Annotated in this window: 20 protein-coding genes and 2 pseudogenes; 8 read left to right on the top strand and 14 right to left on the bottom strand. The window is 34.9% G+C overall.

Annotated elements, in window-relative coordinates; genetic code table 11:
* Nucleotides 1-68 precede the first annotated feature (68 nt).
* The 8 genes from ACPWTF_RS23150 to ACPWTF_RS23115 form a co-directional block, all read right to left on the bottom strand.
* A complete protein-coding gene (locus tag ACPWTF_RS23150; RefSeq protein WP_427873376.1) occupies nucleotides 69-482 on the bottom strand; it encodes a 3-hydroxyacyl-ACP dehydratase FabZ family protein in 414 nt (137 codons plus the stop codon).
* An 870-nt stretch (nucleotides 483-1,352) separates the two neighbouring features.
* The gene (locus tag ACPWTF_RS23145) at nucleotides 1,353-2,060 is read right to left on the bottom strand and encodes a LytR/AlgR family response regulator transcription factor (protein ID WP_427873375.1); all 708 of its coding nucleotides are present in this window, start codon (nucleotides 2,058-2,060) and stop codon (nucleotides 1,353-1,355) included.
* On the bottom strand, nucleotides 2,060-3,226 hold the full coding sequence (locus ACPWTF_RS23140; RefSeq protein ID WP_427873373.1) for a sensor histidine kinase: 1,167 nt from the start codon (nucleotides 3,224-3,226) through the stop codon (nucleotides 2,060-2,062). Before ACPWTF_RS23140 ends, ACPWTF_RS23145 begins: the two co-directional genes overlap by 1 nt.
* A gap of 230 nt (nucleotides 3,227-3,456) precedes the next feature.
* Nucleotides 3,457-4,185 (bottom strand): CPBP family intramembrane glutamic endopeptidase, encoded by a 729-nt coding sequence (locus ACPWTF_RS23135; protein WP_379800388.1) that lies wholly within the window; start codon nucleotides 4,183-4,185, stop codon nucleotides 3,457-3,459.
* A 519-nt stretch (nucleotides 4,186-4,704) separates the two neighbouring features.
* Nucleotides 4,705-6,909, bottom strand: coding sequence for a TonB-dependent receptor (locus tag ACPWTF_RS23130; protein WP_427873372.1), 2,205 nt, complete (start codon nucleotides 6,907-6,909; stop codon nucleotides 4,705-4,707).
* Between the two features lie 58 nt (nucleotides 6,910-6,967).
* Nucleotides 6,968-7,591: a GNAT family N-acetyltransferase gene (locus ACPWTF_RS23125; RefSeq protein ID WP_427873370.1), complete on the bottom strand. Its 624-nt coding sequence runs from the start codon at nucleotides 7,589-7,591 to the stop codon at nucleotides 6,968-6,970.
* Nucleotides 7,592-7,991: 400 nt separating this feature from the next.
* Nucleotides 7,992-8,378 (bottom strand): DoxX family protein, encoded by a 387-nt coding sequence (locus ACPWTF_RS23120; protein WP_250835814.1) that lies wholly within the window; start codon nucleotides 8,376-8,378, stop codon nucleotides 7,992-7,994.
* Between the two features lie 143 nt (nucleotides 8,379-8,521).
* Complete coding sequence (locus ACPWTF_RS23115; protein WP_427873368.1) at nucleotides 8,522-9,535, bottom strand: zinc-binding alcohol dehydrogenase family protein; 1,014 nt, start codon at nucleotides 9,533-9,535, stop codon at nucleotides 8,522-8,524.
* 245 nt (nucleotides 9,536-9,780) lie between these two features.
* Between ACPWTF_RS23115 and ACPWTF_RS23110 the strand changes: the two genes are divergently transcribed.
* Both ACPWTF_RS23110 and ACPWTF_RS23105 read left to right on the top strand, forming a co-directional pair.
* Entirely contained in the window at nucleotides 9,781-10,338 is a 558-nt protein-coding gene (locus ACPWTF_RS23110) for a GNAT family N-acetyltransferase (protein ID WP_427873366.1), read from the top strand.
* 7 nt (nucleotides 10,339-10,345) lie between these two features.
* A complete protein-coding gene (locus ACPWTF_RS23105) occupies nucleotides 10,346-10,780 on the top strand; it encodes a DoxX family membrane protein (RefSeq protein WP_095927565.1) in 435 nt (144 codons plus the stop codon).
* 90 nt (nucleotides 10,781-10,870) lie between these two features.
* Here ACPWTF_RS23105 and ACPWTF_RS23100 read toward each other — a convergent pair whose 3' ends face one another.
* A complete protein-coding gene (locus ACPWTF_RS23100; protein ID WP_427873364.1) occupies nucleotides 10,871-11,371 on the bottom strand; it encodes a hypothetical protein in 501 nt (166 codons plus the stop codon).
* Between the two features lie 99 nt (nucleotides 11,372-11,470).
* Nucleotides 11,471-12,334 (bottom strand): helix-turn-helix domain-containing protein, encoded by an 864-nt coding sequence (locus ACPWTF_RS23095; RefSeq protein ID WP_427873363.1) that lies wholly within the window; start codon nucleotides 12,332-12,334, stop codon nucleotides 11,471-11,473.
* 374 nt (nucleotides 12,335-12,708) lie between these two features.
* Here ACPWTF_RS23095 and ACPWTF_RS23090 point away from each other — a divergent pair, with 374 nt between their 5' ends.
* Genes ACPWTF_RS23090 through ACPWTF_RS23080 form a run of 3 tightly spaced genes read left to right on the top strand, consistent with a single transcriptional unit; the run spans nucleotide 12,709 to nucleotide 15,018 of the window.
* Complete coding sequence (locus ACPWTF_RS23090; protein WP_343585836.1) at nucleotides 12,709-13,545, top strand: sulfite exporter TauE/SafE family protein; 837 nt, start codon at nucleotides 12,709-12,711, stop codon at nucleotides 13,543-13,545.
* Nucleotides 13,532-13,939 (top strand): DUF1634 domain-containing protein, encoded by a 408-nt coding sequence (locus ACPWTF_RS23085; RefSeq protein WP_095927569.1) that lies wholly within the window; start codon nucleotides 13,532-13,534, stop codon nucleotides 13,937-13,939. The genes ACPWTF_RS23090 and ACPWTF_RS23085 overlap by 14 nt, the downstream gene beginning before the upstream one ends.
* 56 nt (nucleotides 13,940-13,995) lie before the next feature.
* The gene (locus ACPWTF_RS23080) at nucleotides 13,996-15,018 is read left to right on the top strand and encodes an LLM class flavin-dependent oxidoreductase (protein WP_427873360.1); all 1,023 of its coding nucleotides are present in this window, start codon (nucleotides 13,996-13,998) and stop codon (nucleotides 15,016-15,018) included.
* A 376-nt stretch (nucleotides 15,019-15,394) separates the two neighbouring features.
* Here ACPWTF_RS23080 and ACPWTF_RS23075 read toward each other — a convergent pair whose 3' ends face one another.
* The 3 genes from ACPWTF_RS23075 to ACPWTF_RS23065 form a co-directional block, all read right to left on the bottom strand.
* Nucleotides 15,395-16,642: a TonB-dependent siderophore receptor gene (locus ACPWTF_RS23075; RefSeq protein ID WP_427873358.1), complete on the bottom strand. Its 1,248-nt coding sequence runs from the start codon at nucleotides 16,640-16,642 to the stop codon at nucleotides 15,395-15,397.
* 114 nt (nucleotides 16,643-16,756) lie between these two features.
* Entirely contained in the window at nucleotides 16,757-17,158 is a 402-nt protein-coding gene (locus tag ACPWTF_RS23070) for a hypothetical protein (RefSeq protein ID WP_427873356.1), read from the bottom strand.
* Nucleotides 17,159-17,215: 57 nt separating this feature from the next.
* Complete coding sequence (locus tag ACPWTF_RS23065) at nucleotides 17,216-17,833, bottom strand: carboxypeptidase-like regulatory domain-containing protein (RefSeq protein ID WP_427873354.1); 618 nt, start codon at nucleotides 17,831-17,833, stop codon at nucleotides 17,216-17,218.
* Between the two features lie 239 nt (nucleotides 17,834-18,072).
* Between ACPWTF_RS23065 and ACPWTF_RS23060 the strand changes: the two genes are divergently transcribed.
* The 3 genes and pseudogenes from ACPWTF_RS23060 to ACPWTF_RS23050 all read left to right on the top strand — a co-directional run bounded on the left by ACPWTF_RS23060 (nucleotide 18,073) and on the right by ACPWTF_RS23050 (nucleotide 22,574).
* Complete coding sequence (locus ACPWTF_RS23060; protein ID WP_427873352.1) at nucleotides 18,073-19,350, top strand: acetyl-CoA C-acetyltransferase; 1,278 nt, start codon at nucleotides 18,073-18,075, stop codon at nucleotides 19,348-19,350.
* A 374-nt stretch (nucleotides 19,351-19,724) separates the two neighbouring features.
* Nucleotides 19,725-21,636, top strand: a pseudogene (locus ACPWTF_RS23055) (fumarate reductase/succinate dehydrogenase flavoprotein subunit).
* Nucleotides 21,637-21,828: 192 nt separating this feature from the next.
* Nucleotides 21,829-22,574 (top strand): annotated as a pseudogene (locus tag ACPWTF_RS23050) (succinate dehydrogenase/fumarate reductase iron-sulfur subunit).
* A gap of 331 nt (nucleotides 22,575-22,905) precedes the next feature.
* On the opposite strand, the gene ACPWTF_RS23045 reads toward ACPWTF_RS23050, so the two are convergent.
* Nucleotides 22,906-23,655, bottom strand: coding sequence for a 4-hydroxy-tetrahydrodipicolinate reductase (locus tag ACPWTF_RS23045; RefSeq protein ID WP_427873350.1), 750 nt, complete (start codon nucleotides 23,653-23,655; stop codon nucleotides 22,906-22,908).
* Nucleotides 23,656-23,759 lie beyond the last annotated feature (104 nt).

Here is a 23,759-nt window from a genome sequence, read left to right as displayed (position 1 = left end):
TAAAATCTCTTTCTATACATCGATTCTATTCTCTATTCTCTATTCTCTATTCTCTATTCTCTATTCTCCTACTGGAGCTTCACACACATCCATTCCCCTTTCATAATCAATTTATCTTCATCAAACGCTTCTCCAGATTGTTTTATGATTTTTTCGCTTGTGCGAATGTTTTTTACAACAAATTTAACGAGTTTATTGAACTCAACGCCCGCAAAAAATTCAACATTATCCATACTAACCAATCCAAAAACGCCATCTGCAATTCCTAAAAGCTTTATACCTGCACCGCCACATTGCGCCATAGCTTCTATCAAAATAGTTCCCGGAACAAAATTAAAATCGGGAAAACTGCCCTGAAGCCAGGCATCTTTATCTGTAAACGTCTTTAAACCAACGATTGTGTCTGTTGTATAAGAAATAATTTCATCTACAAAGAGAAATGGAGCACGATGCGGAATTAAATCTTCTATTTTTTTAGTCATGTCTGTAATTTTTAACAATGTACGAATCTGAACTGAAATAGACAATATTAAAATTAATTCTATGTTAAAAGCGGGCCAAAAACGTTAAAATAATAACCTTTATTTCGTTTCGTAAAAGCGTAAAAATTGAATTTTAGAACGACACGCTGGTCAGCTGAATCTATTTTTAAAAATGACCTGCTCAGAAAAAAAAACATCATAATTTGACAGCAAAATAAATTGGTTTTTTAAAGCTTTTTTTAGCTCTTTTTCTCCTAAAAAATAGCAGTAAAAAACACAAAGCAAACTCAAAAGCAAAAAAACACACTCCAATTTAAGTTGTTAAACTATTTATTTAACTAAAACTATTTAAAAAATAAAAATCAGTACTTTAACACATCACTATAGAAAAACTCTATAATAGAAAATCTAATAAAAAGCAGTTATTTTACCACAAAAATATATTTCTTAATTTCAAAAAAAAGAGATTAAAAAATTCGTTCTCACCACGTTCTTCAATTCATAATTTCTGACTTAAATCTTATACGTTTTCAGTCAAAAATTCAAACAAATAAACCATAACTCGCTTCTCTCCTGCTTTTAAAGTTTTTTAATGGAATTTTAAGCCTATTATACACTATTAGCAAAGTGTTATTTTCCAATTCAAAAGCCATTAAAACCATATCTCAGTCAACAATTAAAAATTTTATAAAAAATTAACAATCAAGCAATTAACAACTAACATGTAAATCAACACATTAAACAATAAAAAATACTCAAAATTTTAAAAACAATTCATTTTTGAGTTATCTTATTTATTAAAAAAAAGAAACATTACACCCATTTTCTAATTATCAAATTTTCTAATTTTCTAATTGCCAAATTATCTCATTACCGTATCCCCAATAACTGATACAATTCGTCCTTTTTATTCAGAGCTGCCGAAATAGTTTTCCCATCGATTAGTTCCACAACATTTCCGTTGAGACTTCTCACCGCTTCCAGATTTAAAATAAAAGAGCGTTGCACACGAAAGAACATCGGAAGCCTCAACACTTCTTCCATAGATTTTAAAGTTCCCAAAGTTGTGTATGATGCGCCATTGATGACGAATTTCAGATAATCTCCTTGGGCTTCGACATAAAGAATTTCACTCAACAGGATTTTAATCAGCTTCCCTTCCGATTTGATAAAAATACGATCGGAATTGATTTGATGAACAGAAGTTGTTTTCTTTAGCGAAAGATATTCTTTGGTACGATTCACCGCTTTCAGGAAACGATCAAAACGAACGGGCTTTAAGAGATAATCGGCTGCTCCTGTCTCAAATCCTTCCAAAGCAAAATTGCGATGTGCCGTGATGAAAATAATAATCGGAGCTTTGGTAAGCGACTGCGCCAATTCTAAACCGTTAAATTTAGGCATCTCAATATCGCTGAAAACAATATCAATTTCGTTATCCTCCAGAAACAAAAAAGCTTTAGAGGCTTCTGCAAACGAATTCTTCAATTCCAAAAACGGAACTTCAGCAATAAACGATTCGATAATATCTCTTGCAATCGGCTCATCGTCAACGACAATGCATTTTAATTTTTCCATTATTTCCTTAATACAATTTTTAAATCGACTCTAAACGAACTTTCCAATCTTTCAATTTCTAACTCATGCAAGTCGGGATATAGCAATTCTAATCGTTTACAAGCGTTTTGCGCCCCTATTCCGCCAAAGACTGATTCGTGTACCATTTTTTCAGAATCGTTCTTTAAACTAAAGAAAAATACGTTATTTTCTATCTTAATGTCTAGTTTTACAAAAGCATTCTTGGTTTTTAAACCATACTTGAAGGCATTTTCTATAAAAGTAAAAGTAAGAAGTGGTGCTATAAAAAGTCCTGGTGTATTTTTTTCTCCTTCAATGCTGACTTGAATATCAGCATCATCGGCATAACGCATTTTTTCTAAAGCGATATAATTTTTGATAAAGTCCAATTCTTTTTCCAAACGGACCATTTCGGTATTCGATTCGTAGAGCGTATAGCTCATAATATCCGAAAGATTCAAGATTAATTCTGGCGCCAGATTGTCTTTCCTAACCGTCAGTCCGTACAGATTATTCAAGGTGTTAAATAAAAAATGCGGATTTAACTGCGCCTTCAGAAAGTCTTTTTCAATTTGAATATTCTGAAGTTTCAAAGTGGCCTTCTCTCTTTCAATTTGAAATTTCGTGTTGTACAATTTCGTGATCTCGACCAATATTTTAGCAAAACAAAAAGGCGAAAGCAAGGAGATGATAATTATAGTTTGAGAAAGCATTCTTTTTGGAGAAACCGCTTCTAGAAAAGTTTGATTTGCACTCATTTTAATGACGCCTTTAAGTTCTCCAAAAGTAATTTCGAGACCTAAAGCATAATAAAACAGTGAAATAAAATATGTTGCCGCCATCCAGACCAATATGGAAACTGGAAAAACCAATAGCAGCAATATTATAATTCGGTTTTTGCTTTCTGAAAATATCTTTGGTAGCAGTAAATAGAACAGCATATAAAATACTATCATATTGACCAATGCCATTCTTATTGTTAGTAAAACAGCATCAAAATAGACTAATTTATAGCCAATTACATAGCTCAAAAAAAGCAAAACAGAAAAACCTAACCACATGAAAACGTGCATTAAAATTCGATTTCTTCTCGTAAAAAAGTGATCAAAATTCAGCGGCGCCATTTTATCTAAAAAATATCCCGAAGTCGATGTCGTATTTGGCATGTAAAAGATTTGTAAAGCAGTTTCAAATATAATTTATTTTTTTTTCCACTGAATGCGGAAATATACTAAACACATAGAAACATAGATTTTCTTTGCGTTTGTATCTAGAACTGTTTGCAAAAGTTTATATCTATGTGTGAGAAACTAGTTTTCTTTCTCTTTTCTTTTTCGAAATAAAAAAATCTATGTTTCTATGTGTTTAAAAATTAATTGCATATTTAATTCATTTTTTATAAAATTCTAATAACCGCATTGATCAAATTAATCGTGTTATGACCGAGAATTGAATAAATAAGATTTCCAGAAAACTGTCTTAGAATGCCGACACTCAAAGAAGAAATCAAGGTTAAGTACACCATTGTAACAATATCCAACTTCAAATGTAGATCCTGATCTAAAATTGCTCCGTGCGAAACTCCAAATAAAACCGTTACGATAACAAACGCCCAGCCAAATTTAATGCCTCGATAATTCCATGTTGGCGCAAAAGCTTTATCTAAAAGCCATAAAGAGATTCCTCTAAAAAGGATTTCTTCTGTTAATCCAGGCATTGTGGCTTGAAAAAGAAAAGTTTCTAGATTGAAGGCATTTCCTTTTGGAAATAAAATGAGTTTAAAAATAATGTCGAAGAAAGTGAATCCGAAGAAAACCAGTAATCCGAATTTCAAATTTGTTGGCGAATTGGTTTTAGAAGTGAATCCGATTTTGATTCTTTCTTCTTTTGAAACCGAAAAGATAATAATCAATGCTAAAACTAAGCTCAGGAATTTTCCTGCCCAATTGAACTTTAAATCAAGATTTATCAATTGTTTTCCTGAAGCCTGTAAAAACACATCGGCAAGAAAATATAAAATGAAAAATCCTAAATATTTTAAATTCAATTTTTCCGATTTGAAACACGCAATAACAATAATCGGAGCGATTAGCAAAATCCAAAGAAGGGGTGTAAATAATGACATAATTTTGATTTAAGGTTTTAATTTGAATCAAAAGTATATCGCGAGTATATCAATTAAAATTGTCATCGGTAGAACACACTATCTGCTCGGTGAAAATGTTATTTTACCCGATAATAGATTGTTGATTTCAGATTTCAGAATTCAGATTTTAGATTTGGGTTTAAAAAAAGGCTATCTCAAAAATCAAAACAGCTAATATTCATTTTATGTTCCGTAGGAACATCTCATCGGTAGAAAAAATTATGTTTTTAAATCGTTTTACGTTCCGTAGGAACGTTTGGTTGGTTTCATATTTTTTTCATTAAACATATCAAACGTTCCTACGGAACGTAATTTGGGATACCATTTTTTTTTCTACCGACGAAACATTCCTACGGAATGACAGCCTCTATTAAATATGAAGAGTTCAATTCAATTCAATTCGATTCAAAATAAACCATTAATTAGAAAATGTGCCAATTGGATAATTACTCGCATTTTCTAATTGGCACATTTTCTAATTGACACATTGACTAACTTCTACCACATATATTTCAATATCAATCTTGCATTAAACGGCGTTCCTGCTGTAAAATGAATTTCTTCGACAGGATCAGTTTCATTTGCCAGTCTTGATTCGGTTAAGAATTGTGTTTCTTTCCATTTTGTATTGAAAATATTGTCGATGTTTACACCAATTGAAACTTTCTTTATTTGATAATTCACAGAAAAATCGGTAATGCAATACCCTTTTGCTACAACCGAATTATCTTCGTTTGCTGGTCTATCTCCTAAGAAACGAGTTCTTATGCTTCCTGAGAAGCTTTTTAGATCTTTTACTGAAATTCCGTTCATTAGAGTACTTTTTGGAGCTAATGGCAGGTAATCGCTTCCTTTAGGCTCATCAATTGCTCTTGCGTGCGTGTATGTATAATCGGTATTCCAGAACAACCAATTGGTCAATTGATATCTGAAACCAAAATCGAAACCTTTTCTTTCTGTTTTTCCACTTGGTTCAACAACCGCTTCGTCTCCCACATAAACAAATTCCTGCGCTAAATACAAATACCAAACTGCCGAATTAATAATCATGCGTGGAAATGGTTTCCAATTGATTCCTAAATCTGCTCCGTACGTTTCTGGAACAATCTTTTCCCCTTTTTGCGCCACTACTACACGCGTATCGTTGCTATGAAATCCTTTTCCTAATTTCAAGAAATAGTTCAGTTTGTCATTCTGCGTATACAAAAAGTTCAACTTCGGACTCACAATTGCTCTGGTCTGCGTCTGATTGGTGTAAGTTGGAGCCAATTGATCTTCATACCCAAATTTGAAATAATCTAAACGCAAACCTCCATTTACTAACCACTTTCCTGCTGTAAAATCAAGACTTGAATACGTAAATAAATTAGTTTGATTTACATTTCCTAAACTCAAATAATCCAAAACCGTTTTTCTGTTTAATGTATGAGATAATTCTACATCTTTATTATTATCGTTTCGAAGTCCAGCACCCAGTTTAAAACGCCAATTTTCGTTTAATTTCTGATCGTATTCCAACTGAAAACCTACAATAGTTCTATTTTCTTTCTGTTTAATCTGATCGCCATTTACAGGGTCATTCAAGAAAAAAGTAAAATTAGAATACAGTTCAAAATCATATTTGCTCAAATAAGCACTGCTTTTAATATGTGTGTCTTCGTCAATTTTTGCATCGTACTGCAAATTAAAATTGGTTCTATCTGTATTTCCTCCTTCATTAGAATCAATTGCTCCGAAAGGCGAAATGGTTCCGTCGTTTACCGCACGATCTGGAATCTGTCCGCTGGCATCCCACTGACTTTTAAAATGGGAAAACGAAATAGCCAGACGATCTCCATTCTCCATTTTGGCATTGTATTTTCCAAATAAATTAATTCGGTTAAAGTTCTGAGGCGCATCAAAATAACCATCCGTCATCATGTATTCTCCCGCAAAATAAGCCGATTGGTTTTCTTTATTCAATAAATTAAACATGGCAACAGTACGGAAGGTATCAAACTGTCCGCCTTCAAAAGAAATAGAACTGTTCTGCAAAGCATTTTTAGTATTAAACCCAACATATCCTGCCGTTGTAAAATCGCCTTTATCTACAAAATAGGCTCCTTTATCAAAATCAATATTATCGACTGTTTCTGGAATCACAAAATGCAGATCTGAATACCCTTGCCCGTGTGCGTGCGAAACCATGTTTACGGGCATTCCGTCAACGGTGATGTTAATATCGGTTCCGTGATCACAGTCAAAACCTCTTAAAAAGATTTGTTCTGCTTTTCCTCCTCCTGCATGCTGACCGATGAAAAGTCCTGGGACTTTTCGCAGCAGATCTTGAGAATTTGAAATTGGCTGGATTTCAAAATCAATTTTAGAAATAGTATTCAGGTATTTTAAATTATGGCTAATCTTAACTTCTTCCAATAAAAACGGTTTCTCATTTATTGAAATCGTTAAGAAATCCAAAGAAGCAAGTTTAATTTTTTGAGGAGAAAATCCTTTTTTTGTAATCAGCAAACTATCATTTACCTCCACTCCTTCCAATGTAAATTTTCCGTTGGCATCAGTATGTGCGTGTGTTTTTGAGGTTAAATCACGAATTAATACTTCTGATAAAGATTTTCCTCCTCCGTCATTTACAATGCCATTGACAGATTGTGCATTAATAGAAAAAGAAAGAATAAAAAAGAAAAGTGCTGATAAAGATTTCATTGCTATTTTGGTAATTTGAGTGCAAAAATAGCATAAAAAAGATTTTTAAGCTTGCTTATCAAAAATCTGAAACAGCAGAGCCATTTTTCTTCGGATCGTACAGCATAGCGGTACACAAACAGTTTTTTCTGTCCTTACTTAATAAAATAGGACAGTTGATACAGCTTTTACAGTTTTCCCAAAAAAGCTCATCATTTGGCAATTCAGCGTAAGTAACGGGTTCAAAGCCTAGTTCGTGATTCATTTTCATAACGGCAAGACCTGTCGTTAGGCTGAAAATATGCGCTTCTGGATATTTTTTACGGCTGAGTTCAAAGATCTTTCTTTTAATTTTTTTTGCCAGGCCAGTGTGTCTAAACTCTGGCGCAACAATTAATCCCGAATTTGAAACATATTTGCCGTTTTCCCACGAAGATATAAAAGCAAAACCGGCCCATCTTCCATCTCGTGTAATTGCGATAACGGCTTCACCTTCTCTCATCTTTTTTTCAAGAAGCTCGGGCGGTCTACTTGAGATTCCTGTTCCGCGAGCTTTGGCAGATAATAATGTTTCTTCGCAGATTTCATTTAGATAAAAAACATGTTCCGCTTTTGTTTCTTCTAAAATAAAATCATAAGATTCGGCAGCTTTTTCATGGGAAGAAAAAACAGTTGCATCTTTTCTATACTCTATAGTTTTCATGACACCTAAACTATTTTAGCAATCAGCATAACGGTGATATAAAGAACCACTGTAAAAACCATTAAGTTAACGAATCGATCTTTATTTCGTCTAGATTTATTTGAAAAGTACGTTTTTGTAATTTCTTTATTTCTTTTATTACTTGTTTTCATATTTCTTAAATGTTGTATAATTAAAGGCTTGTTTAATAATCCACAACATAAAAAACAAAAGGCATGCCATAGCATCTCAAACTACAATAAACCACTCGTTATAAAACAAATAATAAAAAATCGGCTTTAATCAATTTGCAAAAGCTTATCAAAATGATAGGCTGATTTTCAAAATGAAAGGGATTTAAATAAAAAAGCTCTAAATCGAAATTTAGAGCTTTCTTACTATTTATAAGTGACCTAATAAACTAGTCCCATTGATTGTTTTTAGAAAGGGCAAATTTACCTGCTCCAGTAAAAAACAAGGCAAGAGCTCCAAAAAGATAAAGCATTAATAATTCTAAAGCATAACCTCCATGATCGCTAATGGTAAAAATGTCCTGAGCGTGAGCTGTTGCAACTGCAACCACACAAGTAATAGCCAAAAGAACCGCCGCAATTCTAGTTCTAAATCCTAATAAAATGGCAATTGGAGCTAAAACTTCACCAATGTAAACCGCATATCCAAATGCGCCCATGTTATCTACAAGGAAAGAAATTCCGTGAATCAATTTAGAAACACCGTGAAAAAGCATTAATCCACCAGTACTAATACGCAATAGCAATAATCCAAGGTCTGTGTTTTTTGAAATCATAAAAAATTTTGTTTAGGTTAAAAATTTATATCAAAATTGGGTTTATAAGCCGACTAAAATACAAAAATTTCCCAATGAAAAACAATCTTATTTAAAACAATTCTAAATAACCGTTTTTAGACTATCACAAACACGTTTTTACTTTAAAACTTTATCGCAATTTTTCCAATTGTTTTTCCAGATTCCAAAAGTTCGTGTGCCTTCTTTAGATTTTCGGCTGTAAGTCCGTTTAAAGTGGTATTTAAAGTCGTTTTCAAGATTCCATCATCGAGTAAATCGGCTACAATATTCAGAATATTATGCTGTTCGATCATGTCTTCCGTTTGATACATAGAACGCGTATACATCAATTCCCAAGAAAAAGAAACACTTTTACTTTTCAACTTGTTTAATGCAACAGGATCGCTGCTTCCTGTAATGGAGGCAATATGTCCCTGAGGTTTTATCAATTCAGTCATAATGTCCCAGTAAGCATTGGTGTCTACGAAATCTAAAATAAAGTCAACGTACTCAAAACCAGCTTCTCGAACAGATGAAACCAAATCTTTATGTTCTACAACAAAATCTGCTCCCTGCTGTTTGCACCAAGCGATCGTTTCTGGACGCGACGCTGTTGCGATAACGGTTAAACCAGCAATTTTCTTGGCTAGCTGAATGGCAATTGAACCAACTCCTCCTGCTCCACCAATAATTAAAATAGATTTTCCTTTGTCTTTATCAGCGCTAATTCTGATTCTGTCAAATAGAATTTCCCAAGCGGTTAAAGCGGTTAACGGAATTACAGCAGCTTCTTCAATACTTAATGCTTTTGGTTTTCTGCCAACAATTCTTTCGTCTATAATCTGATACTCTGCATTGCTACCTTGTTTGGTAATATCTCCAGCATAATAAACGGGATCGCCTACTTCAAACAAAGTAACGTCTTGTCCGACAGCTTGAACGATTCCGACAGCATCCCAGCCTATAATTTTTGGAGTTTCTAAAACGGTGTCTTTTGCGCTGCTCTGGCGAATCTTAAAATCGACTGGATTTACTGAAATCGCATCAATTTTAACTAATAAATCGTGTGGCCCAGGAATTGGTTTTACGGCTTCAAATTCGATAAAACTTTCTGGGTTTTCTATGGGTAATGATGTTTTAAATCCTATTGCTTTCATTTCTTTTTAATGTTTAAATTAAAACTATATTACAAAGATAAGACGAGTTGAAATCTCAAAATTGGTATATATTGAGCGTATATTTGTATATATTAAGCATATTGTGTTTTTTGTTTCACGCAGATTTTTACAGATTATAGCCGATTCTGCAGATTTTTTATTTAAAATCTGCTCAGATCTGCTCAAATCCTTTAAAATCTGCGGGAAATAATTTTAAAGACTAAATTTGCTAAAAATACTACACTATGAATATCAGAAAAGCCGAAAAATCACACTCAAAATATATTGCTCCTATATTATTGTTAGCAATGGAAGACATTATCTACAAATTTATTGCAAAGGAAGATTACGCTTCCGCGAAAGACTTTCTGCAATATTTCGTTGAACGAGAAAACAATCAATATTCTTATCAAAACTGTTTTGTGGCAGAAGAGAATAATGAAATCATTGGTGCAGTAAACATTTATAATGGTGCTGACATTGAAGAATTACGAAATCCTATTGTTGAATACGTTAGAAAACATTATAATCCTGAATTCGATCCTGAATTTGAGACCCGTGAAGGCGAATATTATATAGATTCGTTGGGCGTGAATCCGAAATATCAGGGAAAAGGAATTGGTTCTCAATTATTGCAATTTTTGATTGATAAATACGTTCATAAAAATAAAGAGGTTTTAGGTCTGCTGGTTGAAGAGGACAATCCGAGTGCTAAAAAACTGTATTTAAAGCTTGGTTTTAAAGTAGTTGGGAACAAAACTTTGGTTAAGAAGAACCTAGAACATCTTCAAATCAAAAATTAATTATAGAATGAAAAATATCACAATATTAGAAGCAGGTTTAATTTTAAGAATAGTTTTAGGAATCACAATGCTTTCGGCCGTAGCAGACCGATTTGGAGTTTGGGGCGCACCAGGATCTCACGCAGTTGCCTGGGGAAATTGGGAAAACTTCGTAATCTACACCCAATCTCTAAATTCTTTTGCCAACAAAGCCACAGCAGAAGTCCTCGCAGGAATTGCCACTTTCTTTGAAGTTTTACTAAGCCTATTATTGTTATTCGGTTTCAAAACCAGACTTGCCGCTTTAGGAACTACCCTTTTAATGTTCTTTTTTGCATTTGCTATGTCGGTTTCCGTTTCTGTAAAAGCACCTCTCGACTATTCGGTTTGGACAAGTTGTGCAGCGGCTTTACTACTTGCCAATATTGGTAAAACATCTTATGCCGTTGACAATAGGATATAATTTTGGATAAAAGCGTTCTAGAAACTTTGTCAAAGTTTAAAACTTTGACAAAGTTAATCGCTTCGAAAAGTTCAGCTTAAAAACATCTGTTTACATCTTTTTTCTGAGGTAAATTCGTTTCGGAAATTCATCTTCTATACTTTCTTTCCCTACAAATTCTTCGTAATTTAATGATCGTAAAATATCGATCAAAGCAGTATCTACGGCAAAAGCGCTTACCCAAATTAAATCGTGTTTTCGCTGAGAAGCAATTTCTTCAGCACGTTTAATAAGTGCTTTTAAATCTTCTTCATCAAAATAAACAATCTCACTCAGATTGATTGCTTTTGACGCTCCAAGGTTTTCATTTCGTATTCTCGATGAATCTAATTTTAAATACGCTTGCGGAGTTTCGCCAAGATGAGCCATCAGAATCTCGATCGAAAAATCATTCTGAATTCGAAACAACTCTTTTTTCGAAAGATGCTCTTCGGCATATTTTTCTCCTAACTCTTTTTCCTTAAATAAATTGGTATAGAATTGAACGGCTTTGTCTTCCATCCAAAAGACATTATCGTTGATTATGACAACAAATTTTGCAATTTTACTCATTTCTTTTCTTTAAAAATAAAAAGCAAAATTGCACCGAATGTTAGTCTAAAAAAAGAGCGATAAGGCTTCTGTTTTGTGCAAAATGTCGGCTGAATGATTTTAATCGATCTGTTTTTTTCGATATTCTAAAGGCGAAATGCCTTCATAGTTTTTAAAAAATCGTCCAAAAACAGATTGATCAGAAAAATGAAGTAAATCGCTAATCTGATTGATGGACATTTTTTTATTTTGCAACAAAACTTTAGCTTCCAGAATTACCATTTCGCTAATCCAGTCACTAGCCGTTTTTCCGCTATGTTTTTTAATGACTTCAGACAAATATTTTCGGCTTACATTTAATTCATCTGCATAATGCTGTACGGTTCTGAAATTTAGAAAATCTTTAAACAGCAACTCTTTAAACTTTTCATATAAAGGATTTTGTACTTCTGTGGGAATTTTTTCTTTCTGAAAACCATCAATTTCATAAATTAAAATGTACAAATAACTTCTCAAAATAGAGGCTTGATGCTTCGACTGATCTTCTGATACTTCTTTGATTAAACTAAAAATGCGTTCAAACTTGCTTTCCTCTGCTTTTGTAAGCGGAGAGGTATTGCTATCACTATTTTCAAAAAAATTATATTGTGTTAGAAAAAATACGTTTGCTTGATTTTCTAGAAAAAACTGCGGTTTAAAAAATATGATATCAATTAGAATTTTGTCCTCATTTTTAGAAAAGCTTCTTATTACCGAAGGCCCTAAAGCAATAATAGCTGGAGCATGAACCACTTTTGTTTCGAGCCCAGTATGCATGATTATACTTCCTTTTCTTAGAAACTCAATTGCGTAGCTTTCGGCACGATAAGGCTCGGTAATATAAGGATGCTCGCTAGTCTGGATATAGAAGTACTCTTTCTGATCTCCGTACGAAAATAAACTCTTGTGATGCGTTAAGGAATACGTGAGGATTTTATTCTTCAATACTGCTGTTTTAGTTCATTAGGATTCCAAATATACCGTTTTTTTTTAGTGTTCAGTCTCAGTGTTCAGTATTCAGTTTTTTAGTGATCAGTTTATTAGTCGCAGTGTACAGTCGCAGTTTGCAGTCTTTGCGGTAAGAAAAGCTAGCTTTGTCAAAGTTTTAAACTTTGACAAAGCTTCTCGACTCTTAACCTAACTGAGACTGAACACTAAAAACTGAACACTGGGACTGAGACTGAGACTGAACACTAAAAAACTGAACACTGAACACTGAACACTGAGTACTAAAAAATTTTTAAGGTATATTTAAGGTCATAAAGCTATTTCGAACAAATATGTATTCGTAAATTAGCCATTACAAAAACATATCTTAAATGACAATACTTACCTTTACGCTGATTATGATTCTGGGTGCCTTTTTAGCAGGCTTTATTGGTTCATTATCAGGCTTAGGAGGCGGTATCATTATTATTCCGCTTCTTACTATTATTCTCGGTGTCGATATTCATTATGCAATTGGAGCTGCTTTAGTCTCCGTTATCGCCACTTCTTCAGGTTCTGCAGCCGCTTATGTAAAAGAAGGAATTACCAACATGCGAATGGGAATTTTTCTCGAAATCGCTACTACTATCGGAGCCGTTTGCGGAGCATTGCTTTCTACTATCGCCCCTACTTCTTTTATTGCGGTTTTATTTGGTTTAACGCTTATTTTTTCTGCCATTAATTCGCTTCGAAAGAAAGAAGAACACATTGTTTTAGAATCTAGTCCGCTAGCTAAAAAACTTAAATTAGACGGAACTTATCCTGCTCATGATGGCGAAGTGATAAAGTACGGAACCAAAAATGTAATTGGCGGTTTTAGTATGATGGGAGTTGCGGGAATGATGTCGGGTCTTCTCGGAATTGGTTCTGGTGCTTTTAAAGTAATCGCGATGGATAACATTATGCGTGTGCCGTTTAAAGTTTCAACCACAACCAGTAATTTCATGATGGGAGTTACAGCAATGGCGAGTTCTGTAATTTATATTCAAAAAGGATATATCGAACCTGGAATTTGTATGCCGGTTGTAATTGGAGTTTTGTTTGGAGCAATGGCTGGAGCAAAAATCTTAGTAAGAACGAATCCGAAGAAATTGAGAATATTTTTTGCCTGCCTGATTTTTGTTTTGGCAATAAACATGATTTATAACGGACTAAATGGAAAAATCTAATATGGTACAAGAAGAAAAATTTGGAGAAAAAGATTTTCAAACTATTATAGGAAACCTGCTTCGTTACGGGGTTTGGATTTCGTTATCGGTTGCTTTTATTGGAGGAATTGTATATTTAATTCATAATGGAAGCCAAATTGAAGATTATTCTGTTTTTAAAGAAAATGACCGAAATATATTTGAAGTAATTACCGCTATTTACAATGGTGCAATTCAAGGAAACGGAGAATCGTTAATATTTACAGGAATTATTTTCTTGTTCATGACACCCGTTTTACGCGTATTGCTTTCGCTATTTTCATTTTTATTGGAAAAAGATTACTTGTACGTTGGCATTACATTGATTGTAATCATGATTATCATTATCAGTATTTCATTTGGTTTCTCGCATTAAAAAATTGTAGATTGTAGAATTTGGAATTTGGAATTTAAATATTGAAATTTAAAGACATGGAAATAGGAATAGACAGTTTTGCTTCGGCGATGTATGGCGATAACAACACGTTGAGCAGTGTTGATGCTATGGAACAGCTTTTGCAGCGAATTGAATTTGCAGATCAGGCTGGTCTTGATGTTTTCGGAATTGGAGAACATCATAAAAAAGAGTTTTTAGATTCTGCTACAGCTGTCATTTTGAGTGCAGCGGCGGCTAGAACAAAAAATATCCGACTGGCAAGTGCCGTGACCGTTTTAAGTGCTGCAGATCCAGTGAGGGTTTATCAGAGTTTTGCAACTTTAGATTTGATTTCGAAAGGAAGAACTGAAATTGTTGTCGGGAGAGGATCTGCCATTGAAGCTTATCCCCTTTTCGGATATGATTTGAGAGATTATGATGCTCTTTTTAAAGAAAAACTCGAACTGCTTCTTCAAATTAGAGATAATGAATTTGTAAGCTGGGAAGGTAAATTCCGTCCTGCTTTAAATAATTTACCAGTTTATCCGAGAGCTTTACAAGAAAAACTGCCCATTTGGCTTGGTGTGGGCGGAACGCCAGAATCTTTTATAAGAGCTGGTTCGTTAGGACTTCCGTTAATGGTTGCCGTAATTGGCGGACAAACACATCGTTTTAAACCTTTAGTCGATTTATATCGTGAAGCTGGAAAAGCAGCAGGTTATAAACCGAATGAATTAAAAGTAGGCTTGCATTCGCCTGGATATGTTGGCACCACAACAGAAAAAGCAATTGAAGAATACTATCCCGGTTATGCCGAATTATGGACAAAATTAGGATATGAAAGAGGTTGGCCTCCTGTAACCAAAGGCAAATTTGATGGCTTAATTGATGATTTAGGTGTTTTAATTGTCGGTGGTCAGGAAAGAGCTGCAGAGAAAATCCTGAAACACAGCGAAGCTCTTGGCGGTGTGGATCGATTTACTTTCCAAATGGACAATGCGGGATTGACACACAAACAATTAATGAATGCCATTGAATTGATTGGTACAAAATTGATTCCTTTGATACGCAAGGCATAATTACTAATCTCGCAAAGTCGCTAAGACGCAAAGTTTTTATTAAAAAAAGCCACAGATTATTAAGATTAAAAGGATTTTTTTCCATCCTTAATTTTTGAATTGCATTCAGCTTTAGCTGGATGCAAAATAGAGCAAAAGCCAAAAGGCTTTAGCCAAACATCGAGTTTGGCTAAAGCCTTTTTTCAATCTTATTTGTAACCTCCAGTTAAAACTGGAGGCAATTCAAAAGAATTATACTTCTCAACCTTTGTAACTTTGTAACTTTGTAACTTTGCTTCTTAGAATCTCAGAACCTTAGCATCTTAAAAAAAAGCATCCAACAATTAAGTCAGATGCTTTTGTGTGATTTGCAATTTTTCAACGATAACAAACCAATTTAGAGCTTATAAGTAACACCAACTCTAAAATTTCTTGGCGCTTCAGTCTGCCAGTAATAAGCATTTAACCAGCTGTAGTATGAACCGCTATATAGATATTTATCTAAGATATTGAATACGTTTGCAGTAACTTTAAATTTACCGGTTTCATAAGATAAACCTCCATCCAATTTAAAGTAAGAAGGTAGTTTTTGAAGACCTGCACTCCAAGTATCAGTCTGGCGTCCGTCAAGGAAAGTTCCTCCAATAGAAGCACCAAAACCTTTTAATTTTCCATGCTGAAGCGTATAATTTAACCAAGCATTTGCGGTATGTTTAGCATAACCTGGAACAATATCCCCCACCTTAATCCCATTAGCTTCAGAAACATCTGGATCAATTTTAGTTACAGTTGATTCTGTAAAGGCATAATTTGCAATCAGATTTAAGCCATCAAAGATTTTTCCTCTCAAATCAAATTCAACACCACGCGCTCTTTTTTCACCTAGAACTATTTTATATTGTTCGTTTGGCTGATTATTAGGATCTGCCGTTAACTCATTCTTTTTTAAGATATTGTAAACAGATAAACTGGTATTCCAAGAGCCGTCAAACCAATCCTTTTTAAGTCCAAATTCAACATTATTACCAGTAAGAGGTTTTACATCACCGCTTCTCACTACACCCGATTGAGGTGTAAAGGCTTGATCGTACAATCCGTAAACCGCAAAATCATCAGTAATAGAATAACTTAAACCTGCACGAGGCGTTATATGGCTATCCTCAATTGGTTCTGCCTCATAGCTGCTAGTCTGGCTAATCCATGTGTATCTTGCAGCAAGAGTCAATCTTAATTTATTTTCCAAAAAACCAAGTTCATCCTGAATATATCCAGCAGCATATTCTGAACCGTAAAGTCCGCCAGCTCTTTGGCTTAAAGGAGTATCGTGATCAAACTGTGGGAAACCATTTGAAGGCGTTCCGTAATTCGGATTATAAACATTAAATGGATTATCGACGGTATCTAAATCATGCGATTGTCCCCAGTCTGCCATATAATCTTTGCTTCCTAAGTCTACTCCACCCAATATTTTATGAGAAACATTTCCTGTATTGAATTTTCCGTTCACAAATATTTGTCCTAAGTACATATTACTTTCTGCGTCCCAAATACCCACATTTCTAATGATTTCTCCATAAGCAAGATTTCCTTCCGGAACACCATCAAAATCTCTATCAGCAGCTGCGGACCAACAACTCCTGGCCATGAACTATATCCTTGCTGAATATATTTAAAATAAGAAGTCTGTGCGGTAAGTTTCCAGTTTTCATCAAACTTATGTTCAAACTGAAGATAGCCGCTATGATCCTGAATATTGGTATCAGGCAATCCTGGCTGCGTCATAGTAAAACCTACAGGTAAAGTTGCATAACCACCTGCTTGAGGTCACAAAAACATAATATGAACCCACTTCGGTCATATTTGCATATTGGAAATTATATTCAGCCGTAATTTTTGTTTTATCATCAATCTGATATGAAATTACAGGAGCAATTACATAGCGATTATTGCGCTCAAACGGACGGTGCGATCCTTTGTTTTGAGCAGCTCCATTAAATCTATAAAGCAATTTTCCTTTTTTATCTAATTTCCCGTCAAAATCAACGCTTACTCTATAAAAATCGTAGCTTCCACCCAATACACTCACCTCGCCTTTTGTAACTCCCGTTGGTTTTTTAGTCACCACATTGTACAATCCGCTTGGATCTCCGCTTGAAAGCATGAATCCTGCTGGTTCGTTTTACAAACTCGATATGATCTACAAAACTCATATCTTCTGTTAAGGGCCCCAGAAAGAAGAAACTACATTAAATCCGTTTCTAAAAGCCTGAATTTGAGAACCTCTCATCGTAATATTCGTATACAAATCTCCCCAGTGCTCCAAACGTACGGCTCCACTCACGTTACGAATTACCCCGTCGCTCATACTCGTAATTTGCTGATCTTTTAAAGTCTGACCGCTTACAATTTGTATATTTTGAGGAATTTCTAAAACAGGAGTTTGAAGACGCAATGACAATGAAGGGTTATTTTGCTTGTATTTATTCTTTTTAATGACCACTTCTTCCAAATCTTCTTGGCTTTCAGAAAGAGAAAAATTCTTAGTTGTCGTTTGTTTTGAATTGACTACAATCTTATCCTCGACAGGTTGAATTCCTACTCCATTTAATACAATAGTATACGTTCCTGGTTTTACATTTTTAATTTCATAATGTCCTGAAACAGTTGTAATATCTGAATATTTTGTTCCTTTTAACGCTACAGCTATATTTTCTGCTGGTTTATTGCCACTCAAAGAAACTTTTCCGTTTACAGTTCCAAGCTGTTGTGCCATTATATTTAATGAGCTCAAAAACAGCACGAAAAGATAAACTTTTGCATTAATAATTATTTTCATTTGGTTTTGATTTTAAATTGAGCGACAAAAGTAGATGCAAATCTCAACTTTTCCAAATTATTTTAATTCATTCTAAATAAATAAAACAAATTAAACTAAATCAGTAGGAATAAATTTTGAGAATCGCCATTTCTAAGTTATTTCCTGATAATATTAATCTACATTAAGTTTGAAACCAAAATCTATTTCTATCTTTATATTTCGAAATTTCAATGATCAAAAACAAATAACTTCCTGATATGAAATCAAATACAATAAGAAAAGTAGCCATTGTCGGTTATAACAGAATTCCTTTTGCGAGAGCCAATACAGCCTATTCTAATGTTGGAAACAAAGAAATGATGATCGCAGCACTCAATGGTCTTATTGACAAATACAATATAAAAGGAAAATTATTAGGCGAAGTTGCTGGAGGTGCTGTAATTAAACATACTTACGACAACAATTTGATTCGTGAATCTGTTATGCAAACCAGTCTTGATCCTGCAACTCCTGCATGCGATTTACAACAAGCATGTGATACTGGAATTGAAAGCGCTATTTACATCGCCAACAAAATTGCTCTCGGGCAAATTGATTCTGGAATTGCTGGTGGTGTAGATTCTATCAGCGATATGCCAATTGCAGTTAGTGAGAAACTTAGAAAAATTCTTTTAGAAGCTAGACAAGCAAAATCATTGGGCGGAAAAATTAAAACTTTTCTAAAGCTCCGTCCAAAAGATTTGTCTCCTTTAGTTCCGAGAAATGAAGAATCGCAAACTGGCCTTTCAATGGGTGGACATACTGAAATCACGGCGAAATATTATAAAATATCCAGAGAAGAACAAGATGAGTTTGCTTTGAAAAGCCATTTAAACATGGCAAAAGCGTATGACGAAGGTTTTTTCGATGATATGATTACACCTTTTAACGGATTAGAAAAAGACAATAATCTGAGAAGAGATAGTACAATTGAAAAATTAGCCAAATTAAAACCCGCTTTTGATAAGGTAAATGGTACGCTGACTGCAGGAAATTCAACTCCATTAACAGATGGTGCCTCTTGTATTCTATTAGCTAGCGAAGAATGGGCAAAAGAACAAGGACTTCCTGTTTTAGCCTACATCACTTTTGCTGAAATCGCCGCAATTGAATACGTTAAGAATCAGCAGAATCTTTTATTAGCGCCTTTATTTGCTGCTTCAAGAATGCTCGAAAAAGCAGAATTAAACCTTCAGGATTTCGATTATTATGAAATTCACGAAGCTTTTGCTGCACAAACTTTGGCCACTTTAAAAATCTGGGAAAGCCCAGAATTGAGTGCCGAAATTGGCTTAAAGAAACCACTAGGCGCAATAGATCGAAATAAACTGAATGTAAAAGGAAGCAGTTTAGCAGCCGCTCACCCTTTTGCTGCAACTGGAGGAAGAATTATTGGCGTAATGGCAAAATTATTAAACGAAAAAGGCTCTGGAAAAGGATTAATTTCTATTTGTGCCGCAGGCGGTCAAGGAGTTACCATGATAATCGAGAAATAATTTTTCAAAAAATATTTCAATTCAATTTTATAAATCTGATGAATCTGCTAAATCTGCGGGAGTAATTTTTGCTCGCAGATTTAGCAGATTCAGCAGATTTTTTTTTAGAATCTTCGTAAAAGATTTAAATATATAACTGGTAAAAGTTTTTTGTTTCACGCAGATTTAGCAGATTATTGCAGATTTTTTTATTAGAATCTGTAATAATCTGCTTAAATCTTTTTAATCTGCGTGAAAAATTCAAACATGCAACTGTACTTAAAACCCATTTTTATTTAAATATATTCATACAAAAAACATCTAAATATCAATATTTTATGCTAAATTTAGTTTTCTTTTGAACTTTTGTATGGATTCATTTTAAACCACTAAAAATGATGGAATCAAAAATACCCGAAGGTTCGTCTTGCTGATAAATGGAGTCTATACAAGTCTAAAGCCAAACTAGTAAATCCCGCAAACCGGAAAAAGCTAAATATTATAGTAGTCGGAACAGGTCTTGCGGGCGCTTCGTGTGCGGCATCTCTTGCTGAACAAGGCTATAATGTAAAATCTTTCTGTTTTCAGGACTCTCCTAGACGTGCACATTCTGTTGCCGCTCAAGGCGGAGTAAATGCTGCCAAAAACTACAAAAACGATGGCGATAGCACTTTTAGAATGTTTTATGACACTATAAAAGGTGGCGATTTTAGATCACGTGAAGCGAATGTTTATCGTTTAGCAGAATGTTCGGCTCATCTTATCGATCATGCTGTTGCGCAAGGCGTTCCTTTTGCAAGGGAATATGCGGGTTACTTAAATAATAGATCTTTTGGTGGCGTTCAAGTTTCTAGAACTTTCTATGCTAGAGGACAAACTGGACAGCAACTTTTATTAGGCGCTTATCAAGCCTTGGAACGTCAGGCATCTTTAGGAAAAGTTGATTTGTATACTCGTCACGAAATGCTCGAACTCGTGGTTATTGACAGCAAAGCCAAAGGAATAATTGCACGAAATCTTGAAACAGGAATTCTAGAACGCCACGCTGCTGATGCTGTTGTACTGGCTTCTGGAGGTTACGGAAAAGTATATTATTTGTCTACTTTAGCCATGGGCTGTAATAGTTCGGCAATTTGGCGGGCACATAAAAAAGGGGCTTTTATGGCTGGTGTGAGCTGGATTCAGTTTCACCCCACCTCTCTTCCGCAACATGGTGAAAACCAATCTAAACTGACTTTAATGTCGGAATCGTTGCGAAATGATGGACGAATCTGGGTTCCGAAAAAAGCAGCTGATGATCGAAATGCAAATGCTATTCCCGAAGAAGAACGCGATTATTACTTAGAACGACGTTACCCATCTTTTGGAAATCTAGCGCCAAGAGATATTTCTTCACGAGCTGCAAAAGAAAGAATCGATGCTGGTCATGGAGTCGGCCCAATGAAAAATGCTATTTATCTCGATTTCTCGGATGCTATTAAAGCGCAGGGAAAAGATAAAATCGAAGCCAAATACAGCAACCTTTTTGCCATGTATGAAAAAATTACGGGCATAAATGCTTATAAAGAACCCATGCTGATTTCGCCTTCAGCACACTTCACAATGGGCGGACTTTGGGTCGATTATGAACTTATGACTACGATTCCAGGCTTATTTGCTTTAGGCGAAGCGAATTTTGCCGATCATGGTGCAAACCGACTTGGAGCAAATTCGCTGCTTCAAGCTTGCGTCGATGGCTATTTTATCGCGCCTTACACTATTCCGAACTATTTGGCAGGTGAATTGAATTTGTCTAAACCTGACACTTCTCATCCTGCTTTTGAAGAAGCTGAAAATACGGTAAGAAGACAGTTAGATCGTTTTCTACATACTAATGGAACGCTTTCAGCAGATTATTTCCATAAAAAAATCGGACGTCTTTTGTATGAAAAATGCGGTCTTTCGCGAAGCAGAAAAAAACTGGAAGAAGCGATTATCGAAATTCGGGAACTTAAAACTTCTTTCGAAAAAGACCTCAGAATTACAGGAGATAATACTTTAAACAGCGAATTAGAAAAAGCGGGCAGAATAGCCGATTATATCGAATTGGCAGAATTAATGTGTTACGATGCCTTACAGCGTGAAGAATCCTGTGGCGCTCATTTTAGAGAAGAATACCAAACCGCAGACGGAGAAGCTGTCCGCAACGACGATGAATTTTGTTATGTATCGGCTTGGGAGTGGAAAGGTTTAAATAACGAACCTGAACTTCACAAAGAACCTTTAACCTTTGAATCGGTGGAACTTGCTGTTAGGAGTTATAAGTAGTTGATGAAGATACAAGAAGCAAGATAAAAGATATGAAGTGAACTTGAAACTCCTAAAAAGACGTTGTCTCCCTGAGCGAAGTCGAAGGGCACAAAGCGAGGGGCTTCGACTTCGCTCAGCCTGACAAACAGGATCAAAAACTTGAAACCTGAAACTTCAAACATGAAACATGAAACCAAAAAACATAAAACCATGAAACTTTATCTTAAAATATGGCGGCAGTTTAATTCTTCTACCAAAGGGGAAATGACAGATTATGAAATTGATGGAGTGTCTGAACATATGTCGTTTCTGGAAATGCTGGATCTTTTGAATGAATCGCTTATTCAGCAAGGAGAACGTGTTATTGAATTTGATCACGATTGTCGCGAGGGAATCTGCGGGCAATGTGGCGTAATGATAAACGGACGAGCTCACGGCCTCTAAAAAATACTACAACTTGCCAACTTCATATGAGAAGTTTTAAAGATGGAGATACCATTTACATTGAGCCTTTTCGCGCGAAAGCTTTTCCTGTTTTAAGAGATTTAAAAATTGACAGAAAAGCATTTGATTCCATTATCGCTTCAGGAGGATTTATCGGAGCTTCAACGGGTCAGGCGCCAGAAGCAAACAGTATTCCGATTTCGTATGAAACCGCCGAAGCTGCTTTTGATGCCGCTGCTTGCATTGGATGCGGGGCTTGTGTCGCTACATGCAAAAATGCTAGTGCTGCTTTGTTTGTAGGTGCCAAAATAACACATTTAGCACTTTTACCGCAAGGAAAATTAGAAGCTCCTAAACGTGCCATTTCTATGGTAAAACAAATGGATGAAGAAGGTTTTGGAAATTGTTCTGATACTAGAGCCTGTGAAATCGAATGCCCACAAGGCATTTCTGTGCTTTCGATTGCTAAAATGAATTTAGAATATATGAAGGCTTTGACTTTTAGGAAGTAAGTTTTTTTTTGCCGCTAAGACACAAAGTCGCAAAGTTTTTCTTTTTTTAAGTTTTTTAAGTTTTAAAACTTTGCGACTCTGCGAGATTAGAAAAATACTTTAAATACAGTACGCTTATCCTTCTACTTCGCTCAGGAAGACAAACAGCACAAATCTTTTTCAATAAAACCTTCGCGACTCTGCGACTTTGCGAGATTAAATATACTTTTAATACTTTGCGCTTATCTTCCAACTTCGCTCAGGAAAACAAACAGCATGAACCATTTTTCAATAAAAAACTTTGTGCCTTAGAGTCTTTGTGGCAAAAAAACTAAGCGTCTTAGCAAAAAAATTAAACCGTGAAATAAGGCGTCAAGATATCTTCAAAATTATAAAGTCCTTTTTCTTTCTCTTTTAGATTTTCGGCTACAAAAATAACTCCATTTCCGAAAGCTTCTCTAGAGATCGATTCATGTATTAAACGCACCGTTTGAAAAGGAAAACCGAAAATAACTTCATGTTTTCCAACGATTCCTCCTGCCCTCACAACATTAATATCTTCCTTGTCAACATCGAGTGCTTCTGCAATTTTTACTGCGGTTCCAGACGTTCCTTCTTTTGCTTTAAAGTGCTCTTCATTTACTTCAATATCCACCCAAGGTGCAATTTTCTTTAAAAATTTTGCAGCAAATAATAAGTAATTAACGCCCAACGTGATATTTGGCGACCAGAATACGGTAGTTTTATCTGCCAGTTTCTTCAATAAATTCAATTCTTTTTCCTTATAATGAGAAATTGCAGAAATTATTTTCACTTTGTGCCTCGCAGCTGTTTCTCCATACGTGTAAATTCCTTCACTAGAAGAAAAATCGATTATAACATCTACTGGATGTTTTTCCAATAATTCTTCAACAGAGGTATGCGAACTTGAATAGATTAAGCCGGGTTCGTCTGACTGGATTCCAAAAAACTCGGGAACTGATCTGTGCTCCAAAACATTACTTTGTCTTAAAACCCATTCAAGGCTGAATTTTTTATTTTCTAATAGTATTGAAGCTACTGATTTTCCAGTTTTCCCAAATCCGATTAATCCTATTTTCATAAGCATTTATTATTTTATGGGCGAAGCGTGCCCGGTTGAAAATATTGATATTGTAAAGTGGTCAATATCAATCCTAATTTTATTTTTTTTAGACGGCTGTTAAA

It is taken from the genome of Flavobacterium sp. MMS24-S5 (assembly GCF_050320125.1).
Lineage (GTDB): Bacteria > Bacteroidota > Bacteroidia > Flavobacteriales > Flavobacteriaceae > Flavobacterium > Flavobacterium tyrosinilyticum.
This window is presented reverse-complemented; position numbering and strand designations above follow the sequence as displayed.